A 14190-nucleotide genomic window follows, 5' to 3' on the forward strand; every position below is an offset into this window, starting at 1 on the left:
TCCGTCCTGCCGGGGCTCACGCGGCGATCATAAAGCGGACCTCACCTTTCGGTCAGGTCCGCTGTCCGAGTCGGGACCGTTCGGGGGATCGGGACTACACGACCAGGCCGTGGCGGACGGTGTTCTCCGTCACCGCGCGGGCCTCGACGAACTGCAGCAGGTAGTCGGGGCCGCCCGCCTTCGGGCCGGTGCCGGAGAGGCGCCCGCCGCCGAACGGCTGGCGGCCGACCATCGCGCCCGTGATCTCGCGGTTGATGTAGAGGTTGCCGACCGGCGTGCGCTCGGAGACGTGCTCGATGGTGCGCGGGGAGCGGGAGAACAGGCCGCCGGTGAGCGCGAAGCCGCCCGCGTCGACGAGCTCGCACGCGTGCTCGACGCTGTCGACCGTCTCGAGCGACAGGACCGGGCCGAAGATTTCCTCCTGGATGATCTTGTGGTCGGTCGGGAGGCCGGCGAACAGCGTCGGCGGAACGTAGAAGCCATCGTCGCGCGTGTCGCCCTGGGCCAGCGGCGCCGCCGAGTCGATGTAGCCCTCGATGCGCTGCTGGGCGGCGATGTCGATCACGGGCGGCACGTCGGTGCCGAAATCCGCGGCGGGGCCGACGCGCAGCGTGCTCAGCGCTCCCGCCAGGCGCTCGGTGAGCTCGTCGGCGACGGCGCGGTGGATGAGCGCGCGCGACGCCGCGGAGCACTTCTGGCCGGCGAAGCCGAACGCGGACTTCAGCAGGCCGGGGACGACGTCGTCGAGGTCGGCGTCGGAGTCGACGATGATCGCGTTCTTGCCGCCCATCTCGGCGATGACCTTCTTCACGTGGCGCTGGCCCGGGACCATGGTGTGGGCGGTCTGCAGGATGTTCAGGCCGGCCGCGACCGAGCCGGTGAAGACGATCGTGTGGATGCGCGGGTCGGCCACCAGCGCCTTGCCGGGCTCGTCACCGCCGGGCAGCAGCGCGAGCGCGTCGTGCGGGACGCCGGCGGCGTGCAGCGCGTCGACGACGGCCTTCGCGCACGCGGGCGCCTGCTCGGCCGGCTTGAGGACGACGGCGTTGCCGGTCGCCAGCGCGGCGCTGACCATGCCGGCGGCGATCGCGAGCGGGAAGTTCCACGGCGCGATCACGCCCGTGACGCCGCGCGGGACGTAGCGCATGGAGTTGCGCTCGCCCGGCATCTGGACCAACGGCCGTCCGGCGTCGAGAACCAGCGCATTCTGCGCGTAGTACTCGAGGAAGTCGATCGCCTCGGCGACATCGCCGTCGGCCTCCGCCCACGGCTTGCCCGCCTCGCGGACGGCCAGCGCGGCGAGCTCGAAGCGACGGCTGCGCAGGATGCCGGCGGCGCGCGAGAGCGCGGCGGCACGCTCGGTCGTGGGGCGCTTGGACCAGACCTGCTGCCCGCGCTCGGCGGCCGTGATCGCGTCGTGCACGTGTGCGGCGGTGGCAGCGTGCGCGTTGGCGACGACCGTCGTCGGGTTGCTCGGGTCCACGCTCGCGAACACCTGGCCCGTGACGACGTCGTCGCCGATCAGCATCGGCACTTCGAGCGGGAGCCTGGCGTCGAGCGCGGCGAGGGCCTGCAGCGCCTCGTTGCGGACCGGGCCGCGGCGCAGCTCGAGCAGCGGCTCGTTGCGGAACGTCGTGTTCACGGTGCCTCCAGGAGCTCGGCGGTGTCGGTGCCGCTCGCGGCGGCGGCGAGGAAGGAGTCGTTGGCGGTGTTCTCGAGCAGGCGGCGCACCAGGTAGGCCATGCCCGCGACGAGGTCGCCGACCGGGCAGTACGCGCGGACCTGCCGGCCGGTGGCCGCGATCGCGGCCTGCGTGTCGTCGCCCAGGCCGCGCAGGATCTGGAACTCGAGGTCCTCGTTGCCGACGCCGCGGGCGTCTGCGTAGGCCGCGGCGTGCGAGATCGAGCGCAGGTTGTGGGAGGCGATCGCGACCTTGACCGTCGGCGTGGCGTCGATCAGGCGCTTGGTCAGCGCCTCGAAGTTGCGGTCGCACTCATGGCGGTCGGTGAACACCGGCGGCGCCCAGCCCATCTGCGCGGCCTGGACCACCTCGTGGTCCCAGTAGGCGCCCTTGACCAGGCGGATCACGAACGGGTGCGTGCGCGGCGTGCTCTGCGCCCAGTGCAGCAGCTCGTCCAGGTGCTCGGGCGAGTCGACCAGGTACGCCTGCAGGACGATGCCGGCACTCGGGCCGTCTGCGAACTCGGGCTTGGAGAGCAGGTCGAGCGTGAGCGCGGTGATCGCCTCGCGCGTGTCGAAGGACTCCATGTCGACGTGCAGGTGCGCGCCGACCTCCTTCGCGACCCGCAGCAGGCGTTCCAGGCGCGGGCGAGCGCCCTCGATGCCGCGCTCCGGCGCGGTCGGGCGCAGCAGCGGGGTGAGCGCGGAGACCTTGACGGACAGATTCACCTGGCCGGGCTTGGTGGCCGCGGACGCCAGCGCGCGCAGCGTCTCCTCGCAGCGGCGCATGTAGGTGTCGGCCTCGGTCTCGGAGACGGTCGCCTCGCCGAGCAGGTCGACGGTCGTCTCGACGCCGTTGCGCCACAGCTTGGTGATCTCCGGCAGCGCGTCCCGGGCGTCCTCGCCGATGATGAACTGCTGCGCCATGCGCTTGACGCCGGCCGCGGCGGCCACCGCGATCGGCCGCTGCGCGAGCGGGCGGCCCGTGATGCCGGTCGCGCGGCGCGCCGTCTTTGACTCGGCGTCGACCAGGAACTCGTGCAGGTGGCGGGTGACGTCGGCCGGCGAGGAGCACGCCGGGCGCACGTCGACGAAGCGGAACAGCGCCGCGCGCAGCGCGGGGTCTTTCATCAGCAGCTCGGTCATTCGCCGCTCGACCCGCGCGGTCGAGACGGCGCGCGGACGCGGCATCCGCGCGGCGAGATCGGTCCCGATCTCCCTGATGGGGCGCTCCAGGTCCAGCGGGCGCTCTTGGGTCGGTGCGGCCATGCCCGGAATCCTCGCGTTCGGCGCCATGCACTACGAGGTACCCGCCGTCGCGTCTCCACCGATCCACACGCGACACCTGTCGCGTTAAGGGGACTGTCCCCTTCGCGCGACAATTGTCGCTAAAGAGGGACTGTCCCTCTTTAGGAAAACGCGTCGTGGAGGCGAAGCAGGCGGAGGCCGAGGTGGGCGAGCAGGCGGTCGTCGCCGCGGCTGAGGTCGAGGCCGGTGATCTGCTCGACCCGCTCGATGCGGCGGTACAGCGAGGCCCGGTGCAGGTGCAGCGTCTTGGCGGCCGCGGCCGCGTCTCCCCCGGACTCGAGAAACACGGTCAGCGCTTCCAACAACTGATCGCGCCGGCGATGCATGGTCAGCTCGAGCAGGGGCGAGATCGGGAGCGGCCGGCCTGCGGAGACCCACAGGTCGGCGACCAGGCCCCAGCTGCCCAGCTCGCCCCACACCGCCACCGGCCCGAGATCGGGCGCCGCGCGGGCGCACAGCGCGGCGAGCTCCGCGTGATGCAGCGCCTCGGGGATGTCGGCCAGGCCGGGGAAGCGGGCGAGGCCGCCGCGGGCGCCGGCCGTGGCCAGCTCGTCGGGCAGGGCGGCCGTGGGGTCACGGGCCACGATCACGACGCGCTCCTGAAGCGCCAGCCAGGCGTAGTCGGCGGCGCCGCGGCGGCGGCGCAGACGCTCGGGGATCTCGTCTCCCCCGCTCGACACCACGACCGCGAAGGAGCCGGTGGCGGGCCAGCGCAGCGTCGCGGCGAGCTCGGCACCGACGGCCTCGCCGCCGAACGCGCGGGCCAGCAGCGCGTTGATGCGCCCACGGCGCTCGTCGGCCTCGCGCAGGCGCCCCCACAGGTTGTCGGCGACCTCGGCGCCGCCGCGCGCGATCGCGGCACGGTCGGCTTCGGTCAGCGGCCGCTCGCCGACGATCACCCACAGGAAGCCGAGCAGGACGTCGCCGTGACGGATCGGCAGCACGACGCGCTGGGTCATCCCGAGCGCCTCGTTCTCCGGCAGGTCGACGAGATCACGCGCCCGCTGCAGGCCGAGGCCCTCCAGCCACGCGGCGACGGCCGGCGCCGTCTCGCGCGTGAGGATCGAGCTGCGCCGCACCGCGTCGGTCTCGTCGGGCTGCGCGGAGTGCGCGAGCAGGCGCCAGCGGCGGTCCTCGACCGAGATCGGCCGCAGCAGCTCCGCCTCGAGGTCGTCGACGATGTCCTGGAGGTCCGCGATCCCGACAGCCTATGCGTGCGAAGCTAGGCGCTTGCACTGGGACGCCATCGTCGTGGGCGCCGGGATCTGCGGGCTCGCGACCGCCTACGAGCTCGCGCGGCGCGAGCGGCGCGTGCTGGTGATCGAGGCCGTGGGCGTCGGCGCGGAGCAGTCGGCCGGGCTTGCGCGCATCTTCCGGATCGCCCATCGGGACGCCCGGCTGCGCGAACTGGCGCTCACCGCCCGGGAAGGTTGGCGGCGCTGGGAGCGCGAGCTCGGCGTGCACCTGCTCGGGGAGGAAGGCCTGGTTCTGGTCGGCGGCATGGACGGCTTCGAGGGCGAGCCGCTGGACGCGGAGGCGATCCGCGCGCGGCTGCCGATCCTCGCGCCCGACGTCTGGCACGAAGCGCAACTCGATCCGCTGGCCGGCGCGATCCGCGTCCGCCGCACGCTCGACGCGCTGGCCGCGCGCCTGCCGGTGCGGCTCGGGACCGTGACCGCGATCGACCCGGACGGGTTCGTGTGGGTCGTTGACGAGCGACTGTCGGCGAGCGTCGTGGTCGTGTGCGCCGGGCTGGGCACACAGCCGCTCATCACGCCGCTCGGCCTTGACCTCCAGCTGCGCACCGAGCCGCACACGCGCTTCACCTACGAGCCGGCCGGCCCCTCCGCGTGCTTCATCTCGCCGGAGACCTACGGGGTGCCGCTCGGCCGCACCGGCCGCTACGCGATCGGGATGCACGAGCCTGGCGCGGAGGGCTGGGTCGCAACCGCGTTCCCGCAGCTGCGCGCGGTCGGCCGGATCGACTGCGTGTCGCTGTTCGCGCCCTGGCTCGAGCACGGGGACGGGTTCGTCGAGCTGCGGGCCGGGCGGGTGATCGCGTCCGGAGCGAGCAACGCGATGAAGTTCGCGCCCGTGATCGGCGAACGGCTGGCGGGACTCGCCCTCGGCATCGAACACTAGGCCAGGTCGTTGCGGTTCGGCGGGCCAGCTGCCGAATCAATGGGTGTGCGGCGCACCGCCTCCATCAGCCTCCTCTTCGGCCTCCTCGTCTTTCCGGGCGTCGCGCGGGCCGACGACGCGATCGTCGTCAAGCGCGTCGCCGGCCTCGATCGCGCCGAGCGCGCGGACGTGCGCCAGGACGCGGGCGTCAAGCTCGTCGACACGCTGACGCTGCCCGACACCGAGGTGGTCGTCCCGCGTGACGGTGACGTCGGCGCCGCGCTGACCGAGCTCAACGCCGACCCCGACGTCGAGTACGCCGAGCCTGACCTGCCGGTGGAGCTCGCGTCCAACGACCCCCATTCGTTCCGGCTGTGGGCGCTGCCGCAGATCCGCGCGATCGACGCCTGGGCGCGCACGCGCGGCGCGGGCGCCGCGGTCGCGGTCGTGGACACCGGCGTCGAGACCGCGCACCCGGATCTCGCCGCCCAGTTCACCGGCAACGTGGGCGAGCGCGGCAACGGGCGCGAGACCAACGGTGTCGACGACGACGGCAACGGCTTCGTCGACGACTGGCAGGGCTGGGACTTCGCGCGGGGCGACAACACGGTCGACACCGAGTCCCAGACGCACGGGACGCACGTCGCGGGCACGATCGCGGCGGTCGCCGACAATGCGATCGGCGTGGCGGGCGTCGCGCCCGCGGCCCGCATCCTGCCGTTGAAGGTCTTCGGCGCGTCCGGCTCGGCCACGAACAGCGCGATCGCGAGCGCGTTCGACTACGCCGGCGATCTCGGCGTGCCCGTCGTCAACGCGTCGCTCGGCGGCCTTGGCACGTCCACGACGATCACCAATGTCATCAAGGCGCACCCGAACACGCTGTACGTCATCGCGGCGGGCAACGACGACACGGACGCGGCCGCCTACTTCCCGTGCAACGCCAACGCCGCGAACGTCGTGTGCGTGGGTGCGAGCGACGACTATGACGAGCGCGCGTACTTCTCCAACTTCAGCGCAACCGCCGTCGACCTGTTCGCGCCCGGCGTCAGCATCTACTCGACGATCCCGAACGGCTACGGGTACATGGACGGCACGTCGATGGCGACGCCGCACGTCGCGGGGGCCGCGGCCCTGCTCGCGTCGGCCCAGCCCGCCGCGGGCAGCGCCGAGCTCAAGAGCGCGCTGCTGGGCTCGGTGGAGGTCACCGGCACGCTGACCGGCCTCTCGCTCACGGGCGGCCGCCTGGACGCGAACGCCGCGCTCGAGGTGGTCGCGCCCGCCCCGCCGGCGCCGGTCGAGACGCCGACGCCCACGCCGACCCCGGTGGCGCCGACGCCCACGCCCGCGCCACCTCCGGTCGCGCCGCCGCCGATCGTCACCCCGACCCCCACGCCGCCCGCCGCGACGCCGGTCGTCTCCTCCCTCAAGGTCTCCGGGACCGTCACCCAGCGCCGCCCGGCCCGGGTCACGTTCTCGATCTCCCGCACGGGCAAGGTCGCCCTGACGGTCCGTCGTACGGGTACCGGCTCCGCAAGTGCGACCAGCCGGTGGTCTCTGACTGCCGAGGCCGGCAAGCGCTCCTTCACGCTCGGCCGCCGTGTCGCCGGGCGCACGCTCAAGCCCGGGACCTACACGCTGACTGTGGCGACGGGCGCCGGTTCGCGCTCGGTCACCTTCAAGGTGCGCTAACGGGAGGCGGCTCGTCGCCGCTTTCACGTCCGCCGCGGTGGTTGTGGGGTGTGCGTTGCATCTTGCCCTATAGACGACGGCCGCACGGGGAACTCATCGCTCATGGAGAGAAATTTCTCCGGCCTCTTCAACCGCCGGGTCGGGCCGCTCGGCGCGCTGGTGATCGTGGCCGTCGGGATCGCGCTCACGGTCGCGGTCGCGCAGCTGCTCCCCGAGCGTGACGAACCGGAGACCGCCGCCACGCCCACGCCCACCGCCACGCCGTGCAAGGCGCTCGACCCGCCGTACGGTAAGCCGCCGCAGGACCTCACCTACGATCCGGTGGACGCCGCGACGCGCGCGCAGACCGTCGAGGCGCTGCACCCGGAGGAGGGTGGCGGGAAGGTGGACGTGCGCGAGGTGCGCCAGGGCGGCGTCGTGGTCGGGCGCATCGTCGGGGTGACCAGCCGGGACCCGACGAAGTACGCCGCCCGGCTGATCGCGAGCGCGGACGGCGAGCTCGAGCGCGGGACGGGCTACGCGATCCTGCCGCTCGAGAGCGGCGCGCGCGTCGCGATCGGCGTGAAGGGGTGCCGCACGGTCCTGGTCAATGCCCGGGACACGGACGGCACCCGCCTCCTCGCTGCTGCGATCTTCGGTTAGAGCGCCTTCTCGTCGCGGCCGTCGAAGCCGCCCCAGATGGCGAACGTCAAGCCCGCCTTGCTGTCCGGCTGCGAAGTCTCGGTCTCGCCCAGCGCCAGGCGGTCGCCCTGCTGGTTGAGGAAGAACGTCTTGCCGTCCGGGCTGAAGCAGCCACCGCAGAACTCGGTGGTGTTGAGCACGGCTTTGGCGAAGTCGTAGATCAGGCCGTTCTTCGTGACGCCGCGGACGTACTGCTCGTTGCTGGAGTCCTCCTGCAGGAAGACGTCACCAGTGTCCGGGACGATCACCAGGTTGTCCGGGTTCTCGAGGTCCTGCAGGTCGGTCGATTCGTAGATGAGCTTGAGCTCGCCGCCCCACTGGCCCTTGGGCGTGTACTGCCACAGCTGGCCGAGGCGGGCGTCGCCGCCGGTGGTGCAGTCGAAGTAGACGCTGTTGCCGGCGGTCCAGATGCCCTCGGTGCGATCGAAGACCATCGCGCCCTTGCTCTGGGCCTCCTTGCGGACCGTGTCGTCGAGCGGGTTGGGCTCCTCGATGCGGACCCACTCGACCGGGTAGGTCTCGCCCGGGTTGGCGGTGTTGCCGTTGAGGTTCGGACGACCCTTGACGGCGAGTGCCCACAGCGTGCCGCCGAACGTCGCCAGGTCGCCGGCCTCCTTCGGCTCACGCTCCGGGATGAAGCGGTAGAAGCACGCGTCGCCGCGGTCCTCGGTCTCGTACAGCGAGCCCTTCAGCCACGCGACCGCCTCGTGCGAGAAGCGGCCGGCGTCGAGGATCGGCTGCGGCGTGACGGGGCCGTTGGCAGCCGCGTCGATTTCGAAGCAGTACCCGTGCGGGACGCCCGTGCCCGGCGCGACGTTGTTCTCGGCCGAGCCGTAGTTGAAGATCTCCTCGCACGTGATCCACGTGCCCCAGGGCGTCTCGCCGCCGGCGCAGTTGGTGTGCGTGCCGCCGAGGACCGGGAACACCGACTCGAGCCGGCGGTCCTTGCTCACGACGAGCTTGGTGTTGCCGCCGCGGACAGCGACGTCCGGGTCGTAGCGCTTGCCGGTGGGCACCGGGACGGTGACCTCGCCGGTGCGCGAGCGGTTCTCGTGGTTGCGGATGAGCACGGTCGTGCCGCCCGGGCCCGCGTAGGCGCCCATGCCGTCGAAGATGCCCGGCGTCGGCAGGCCGTTGCGCATCGGCGCGCCCGCGCGGTTGATCAGGCGGTACTTGAAGCCGACGGGTAGCTGCAGGTAGACCTTGCCGCTGTCCTGCTCGGGCGTCGGCCGCAGCGGGCCGTAGCCGGCGGCCTTGGGCCGCTTCTTGTCCTGCTTGGTCTTCGCGGCAAACGCCGTGATCGGCCCACCCAGCGCGTACGCGGTAGCTGCCGCTCCTGCGGTCCCGGCCACAAATGTGCGCCGGTTGACGTCCGTTGCCATGGTGCTTCCCTCCGGTTGGTGGCTGGCAATCGGACGTCTATCGGTCCAATGACCCTCGAGTTGTCAACGAGTTGTGAGACTACGGTCAGTAGTAGTTGATCGAGGCCGTATCTTCCCGCTTCGTGAACATGCGGGACGGGTACGCACATCTGCCGCAGTCGACGCCTCGGGTCTCGCGGCGGGACCTGCTCCGGCTCGGCCGTGGGCCGTTGTTCCGGGATGACATCGACTACGACGGCGCCGCGCTGCGCGTGCTGCAGGAGTGGTCGAGCAGCGACCGCGCGGCGCTGCTGCGCGCGCTGGAACCCGTCGCGTCGGCGCTTGTCGAGTGCGCGGGCGTCCAGCCCGGTTGGCGGGTGCTGGACGCGGCCGCCGGCGACGGCAACGTCGCGCTGGCCGCGGTCGCCGCGGGCGCGGAGGTGGAGGCGTGCGACGTGTCGCCCGAGATGGTCGCGCGCGGTCGGGCGCGCGTCGCCGGCGCGGCGCGCTTCTCGCTCGCCGACGTGCAGGCGCTCACGTACCCCGACGGGTCCTTCGACGCGGTCATCTCGGCGTTCGGGTTCGCGCTGGCGCCACGCGCGCTGCGGACGGCGCGCGAGCTCGTGCGCGTGTGCAAGCCGGGCGGCGTGGTGGCGCTGGCCGCCTGGTGCCCGCGCGGGCTTCCCGGCGAGTTGTTCGAGCATCTGCCGCGCCCGACCGGCGTCGTCTCCCCCGGGATGTGGGGCGTCGAGGACCGCGTGCGCACGCGGCTCGAGCCGCTGCTCGACGACCTCGTGATCCGCACGCGCGCCGTGTCGCTCGAGTTCGACACGGCGGACGCGCTGTTCGCGCAGCTGACCGACGACGAGCACGCGCGGCCCGCGTTCGACCGCTTGCTCGCGTCGTGCAACGACCGCCCGCCGTCCGCGGTGGTCAGCGGGCGCTACGTGCTCGTCACCGGGGTGCGAGCCTGAGGCGGGCGAGCAGCTCGTCGTTGGTCAGGTCGACGGCGAGCACGCGGCCGTCCGTGCTGAACGCGGTCGCGACGTCCCCGAAGACGCGCAAGCGCACGCCGTCGGCTTCGGGGAACTCGAGCGTGGCGCGGGCGACCTCGACCCGTCCGCCCGTGATCAGCGCGTAGCGATCGCCGCTGACGGCGACCGCGCTCGGGCCGTCGAGCGGCCGGCCGTCACGCGGGCCGGGGTCGGTGCGCAGGTGGTCGCCCTCGATCCAGACGACGCGCCCACCCGCGGTCGTCTGCGCGTCCGGCGCCCACTCGTCGCTCTGCAGGTCCCGCTGCTCCAACGCGCGCGCCGGCATCCGCCACGTCCAGCGCTCGATGCTGCGCTCTCCGGGGCGCCCCTCGAGCGGGGTGTCGACGATCGCCGACAGCGACGTGGCCGTGCGCGCGAGGTGCCTGACCTCGGTGCGCTGGTCGAGCTCGGACCACGCCGTGCGCGGCGGCGCGTGCGTGAGGTCGACGCCCTCGATGCCCTCGTGCGCGGCGATCACGATCGCGCCGTCGAACGTGTCCAGGAAGCGGTAGCCGGCCAGTGCGGCGACGTGCGACAGGCGCCGCGTCGTCAGATCGAGGTGACGGACCTGCGCGACCGACTCGCCGTGCGCGACGACGAGCGCCGACGTCCCGTGGTCGGCGGGGATCAGCTGGTCGGCGGGCGTGTCCGCCCAGCGCGCGAGCTCGCGCCCGTCGGGGCGCAGCAGCCGGACCCCGAGCGCGCCGTGGGCGACCAGCACGCCCGCGGGCAGCAGCACGGCGTCGCGCAGCTCGAGCGCGCCGCGGTCCGCCGGCGCCTCGAAGTGCACGTTCCCGCCAGGCTGGCGGCCGGCCCGGAAGACGGGCAGGTCGGCGCGCAGCAGCGGGTCGGCCCGTTCGCGCAGCGCCTCGAACAGCGCCCGGCCGGAGTGGGTCGTGCGCAGCTCGCCGGTGGCGCCCTCGCGCAACACGGCGCGCAGCGCGGCGCTCGCGAGCCGCCGGTCCGCGAGCGGGTCGGCCGCGGGATGGTCGGCGAGGCCTTCGAGGAGCGCAAGCCGCACGGCGGCGCCGGACGGGCGCGGCGCCAGCAGCGCGAGCGCCTCCTCCGTCGTGGGCGTGTCGGGCCTCCAGGCCAGCGCGAGCGCGAGCGCGGTCGCTCCGGGCGCGCCGCCGAGCTCGCGCAGCGCAGCCAGGTCCGGGCCGATCTGCTCGCGCAGGAGCGGGTCGGGCCAGGCGGCGTCGATGGCGGCGCGGTGGTCGCCGCGTTCGCGCTCGGCTTCGACCCAGGCCTCCCGGAGGTCGCGGGCGAGGTTCGCGTTCTCGACGCGTTGCAGCGCCGAGTACCAGGCGCCGCGCTCGCGCGCGAGGGCGATGGCGCGTTCGCGGCGGCCGGCGCGCCACCAGAGCGAGACCGCGAGCGCGGGCACGAGGTCGCGGGCCTCGGCCAGGCGCGCCGCGAGCGCGAAGCGGCGGTGGCGCTCGAGCAGCGCGACGGCGTCGTAGGGCGCGTGCAGCAGGTCGGAGTGCACGAAGGCGGCGCGCTCGATCTGGTCCGCGTACTCGAGCTCCTTGGCGGCCTTCAGGTACAGCTGGCGCAGCAGGTCGCCGATCGAGTCGGGCCACGGGACCGCGCCGCCGCCTCCGCCGAGGTGGTCGCTCGGCCGCAGCTCGCCCTCGCGGCGGCCGGGGAGGCGGAGCGAGAGCCACTCGGCCCCGGCGCCGCCGAGCGCGATCGCGTCGCGCAGCGCGTTCTCGTAGTCGCCCGTCTCGAACGCGCGCGTGAGCTTGTCCAGGTACTCCTTGTGACGGCGCCCGACTACGCCCGCCGCGGGCGAGCGCAGGACGAGCCGCGCGAACCAGCCCCGCCTGCGCGTTCCAGCCTTGGCGGCTTCGAACAGGCGCTCGGTCTGCTCCCCCGCGCTGGCGAGCGTCGCGACCCCGCGCAGGTCGAGCTCCTCCGGCGGCTCCGGCCGGACGACGGTCACCGGCACGGGCGGCGCGTCGAGCGGGCGCAGCGCCACGACGGGCGGCAGCTCCAGCCACGCCGACGGGTCCAGCCGCGGCAGCGCGTCGACGTCGTGGTGCTGCGTGCGGCCGTGGCGAAGCTCGACGAGCCCGCTTCCCGGCTCGTCCGAGCCGGCGCGCAAGGTCGTGCCTTCGCGCAGCACGGGCAGCCCGGGCGCGCGCTCGGCGCGGACCGTCACCGGCGCCGCGAGCAGGACCAGCCAGCGGCCGTCCGGCAGCGCGCGCAGCGACGCGCCCGCCGCCCACGCGGCCAGCACGCGTGCGCGCGCCGCGGGCTCGCCGATGACCGGCACGTCGAGGATGTAGCCGGCCGCCTCGACCGTCCCGCGCATCATCCGGCGCGGACCTCGACCGGCGGGTCGCTGGAGCCGTACTCGATGACCTCGACCAGTTCGGGCGAGCGCTGCACCGCCAGCAGCGGCAGGCGCGGGTGCAGCGCCCAGTCGAGCCCCGGACCGGACCAGCCGCCGACCGGCGTGGCGGACGTGGGCGTGCGCAGCCAGACGGTGTCGGACGCGTCGAGCGTGACCAGGCCCTGCGCCGCGGCGATGTAGAGCCGGCCCAGCACGGTGTCGTCCGCCGGCACCGGAATCGCCTCCGTCCGGAACCGGTAGTCGGCGAGCTGCCAGACGCCCCCGTCCTCCCACGCGCTCCAGCTCTCCCCGGCCAGTACGGCGCCGGTCGACCTGCCGAGATCCCGGCCGCCGTAGAGCAGGAGGCGCTCGCTTACGCGGTGGAAGGTGTACGGCGAGTCGAGCGCCGGGCCCGGGCCGACCGCGACCACGTCGTCCTCGCGGCTCGCCCGCGCGTGCGTGCTCAGCCGCCACCATGCGTCGCCGATCCGGCACAGCACGCTGCCGCTGTCGAAGAACAGCGGCGGCAGCACGTCGAGATCCACTGTCCCGGCGTCGAGGTCGAGATCCTCGAGCGGGACCTCGATCTGCTCCACGCGCGCGAGCCGCTTGCCGACGACCTCGCAGCGCAGCCGGTCCCCGTCCAGCAGCAGCACGACGAGGCGGCGGCTGTAGAAGGTGGCGGACACGACCGGATGCGCGAAGCGGTGCAGCCGCGGCCGGGCCTCGCCGCCGGTGGCGGTAGTCGGCATCGGCAGCACCAGGAGCTCCTCCGGTTCCTCGCCACGGAGCAGCAGGCGCCGCTCCGACGCCGGGAACGTCGGGCAGCGCAGCGCGCCCATCGCCACCGATCTCCGCTCGCGCGGGACCCGGCGCAGCGCCGCGCCGCGCAGCGCGGCCACCGACACCGGGCCGCCCGGGAGCGCCAGCGTCGTCGCGCGGCCCTCGAACCGGACCTCGACCGCGGTCACGCCCTCCGCGTCCCACGCCGACTCGCGCGTGTGCAGCAGCAGCGGGAGCTTGCGCCCGGCTTCGGCGAGCGCGTCGCCGGCGAGCACCCACAGCTCGTCGGCCGCGTCGAGCGTGCTGAGCCGCTCCTCCAGTTCGGCCGCCGTCGGCGCGAGCGGCTCACGCGCGGCGCGCCACGCCGCGTACAGCTCGGGCAGCCCGCCCGCGTGCCAGCCCGTGCCGCCGGAGACGCCGACGACGAGCTCGGTGCCGCGCGTGCGCGCCCGCCGGTGCAGGACGATCAGCGCCGCCAGCTGCACCAGCCGAGCCGCGCCGAGCTGGTCCGGGCCGACGTCGCAGAACACCGCGACGCGCCCTTCCGGCGCCGACGCGCGGAACGCGGGCGCGACGTACAGCAGCTCGTTGTTCGCCGCGCGGCGGATGAACTCGAGTGGCAGCTCCTCCGCCAGCAACCACTCGGACAGCAGCAACCGCTCGGGATGGCCGCGCAGCGAGAGCCCGCCGTAGCCATCGGGGACGCCGGTGCGCGCGTCGGCCGCGTCGTGGCGGCGCACGAGCGCGTCCAGGCGCCGCACGAGCGGCCCGATGTGCAGCGCCGCATCGACCGTGAGAAAGCCGAGCGACTCCGCCCAGGGCCGCAGCGCGGGTGGCAGCTCCGTCGTCACAGCGCGGCGGTGTTCATCGGCCGCGGGCCACGCAGCACGACCTCGTCGAGCACGACGATCAGCCCGTCGCCGAGCGCGCCGGCGACGAGCTCGACCGCGGCGCCGCCGCCCACCCCCTCGATGTCCAGCGCGCGCGTGGTCGGGAGCAACAGCGGCCCGTCCGCGCCCACGTAGACGCAGCCGTCGGCCCACGGAAGGTCGTTGTACCCGCCGAGCACGACGAGCCAGCCGTCGCCCTGCGCCGCGCGCAGCCGCACGCCGGCCTCGAGCGCGCGACGGGCGGCCCCCGTCAGCCCGCGCAGTGCGGGGCCGGTCGCGACCACGCCGACCGCGGGTAGCGGGGG

General features: G+C 74.0%; 11 protein-coding genes. 4 read left to right on the forward strand and 7 right to left on the reverse strand.

What is annotated here, in order from left to right:
• Positions 1-94 precede the first annotated feature (94 nt).
• The 3 genes from OJ962_RS01630 to OJ962_RS01640 form a co-directional block, all read right to left on the reverse strand.
• Positions 95-1642 (reverse strand): aldehyde dehydrogenase family protein, encoded by a 1548-nt coding sequence (locus OJ962_RS01630; RefSeq protein ID WP_202953114.1) that lies wholly within the window; start codon positions 1640-1642, stop codon positions 95-97.
• Positions 1639-2949 (reverse strand): proline dehydrogenase family protein, encoded by a 1311-nt coding sequence (locus OJ962_RS01635; RefSeq protein ID WP_202953115.1) that lies wholly within the window; start codon positions 2947-2949, stop codon positions 1639-1641. Before OJ962_RS01635 ends, OJ962_RS01630 begins: the two co-directional genes overlap by 4 nt.
• Positions 2950-3089: 140 nt before the next feature.
• The gene (locus OJ962_RS01640) at positions 3090-4067 is read right to left on the reverse strand and encodes a PucR family transcriptional regulator (protein ID WP_202953116.1); all 978 of its coding nucleotides are present in this window, start codon (positions 4065-4067) and stop codon (positions 3090-3092) included.
• A 151-nt stretch (positions 4068-4218) separates the two neighbouring features.
• Here OJ962_RS01640 and OJ962_RS01645 point away from each other — a divergent pair, with 151 nt between their 5' ends.
• From OJ962_RS01645 to OJ962_RS01655, 3 genes are all read left to right on the forward strand, one after another.
• Complete coding sequence (locus OJ962_RS01645) at positions 4219-5130, forward strand: NAD(P)/FAD-dependent oxidoreductase (protein ID WP_270006141.1); 912 nt, start codon at positions 4219-4221, stop codon at positions 5128-5130.
• Between the two features lie 45 nt (positions 5131-5175).
• On the forward strand, positions 5176-6798 hold the full coding sequence (locus OJ962_RS01650; RefSeq protein ID WP_202953118.1) for a S8 family peptidase: 1623 nt from the start codon (positions 5176-5178) through the stop codon (positions 6796-6798).
• 102 nt (positions 6799-6900) lie between these two features.
• Positions 6901-7440 (forward strand): hypothetical protein, encoded by a 540-nt coding sequence (locus OJ962_RS01655; RefSeq protein ID WP_202953119.1) that lies wholly within the window; start codon positions 6901-6903, stop codon positions 7438-7440.
• Here OJ962_RS01655 and OJ962_RS01660 read toward each other — a convergent pair.
• Entirely contained in the window at positions 7437-8861 is a 1425-nt protein-coding gene (locus tag OJ962_RS01660; protein ID WP_202953120.1) for an alkaline phosphatase PhoX, read from the reverse strand. The two genes, OJ962_RS01655 and OJ962_RS01660, sit on opposite strands and share 4 nt — an antisense overlap.
• Positions 8862-8989: 128 nt before the next feature.
• On the opposite strand from OJ962_RS01660, the gene OJ962_RS01665 reads away from it, so the two are divergent.
• Positions 8990-9814 carry a class I SAM-dependent methyltransferase gene (locus OJ962_RS01665; protein WP_270006151.1) on the forward strand — a complete coding sequence of 275 codons (825 nt, stop codon included), beginning with the start codon at positions 8990-8992 and terminating at the stop codon, positions 9812-9814.
• Here the strand turns inward: OJ962_RS01665 and OJ962_RS01670 are convergent.
• Genes OJ962_RS01670 through OJ962_RS01680 form a run of 3 tightly spaced genes read right to left on the reverse strand, consistent with a single transcriptional unit; the run spans position 9795 to position 14169 of the window.
• The gene (locus tag OJ962_RS01670; protein ID WP_202953122.1) at positions 9795-12194 is read right to left on the reverse strand and encodes a bpX6 domain-containing protein; all 2400 of its coding nucleotides are present in this window, start codon (positions 12192-12194) and stop codon (positions 9795-9797) included. The two genes, OJ962_RS01665 and OJ962_RS01670, sit on opposite strands and share 20 nt — an antisense overlap.
• Positions 12191-13846, reverse strand: coding sequence for a hypothetical protein (locus tag OJ962_RS01675; RefSeq protein WP_202953123.1), 1656 nt, complete (start codon positions 13844-13846; stop codon positions 12191-12193). Before OJ962_RS01675 ends, OJ962_RS01670 begins: the two co-directional genes overlap by 4 nt.
• Positions 13843-14169 carry a bpX5 domain-containing protein gene (locus OJ962_RS01680; RefSeq protein WP_270006142.1) on the reverse strand — a complete coding sequence of 109 codons (327 nt, stop codon included), beginning with the start codon at positions 14167-14169 and terminating at the stop codon, positions 13843-13845. Before OJ962_RS01680 ends, OJ962_RS01675 begins: the two co-directional genes overlap by 4 nt.
• Positions 14170-14190: the final 21 nt, after the last annotated feature.

The organism is Solirubrobacter deserti, assembly GCF_027587175.1.
GTDB classification, from domain to species: domain Bacteria; phylum Actinomycetota; class Thermoleophilia; order Solirubrobacterales; family Solirubrobacteraceae; genus Solirubrobacter; species Solirubrobacter deserti.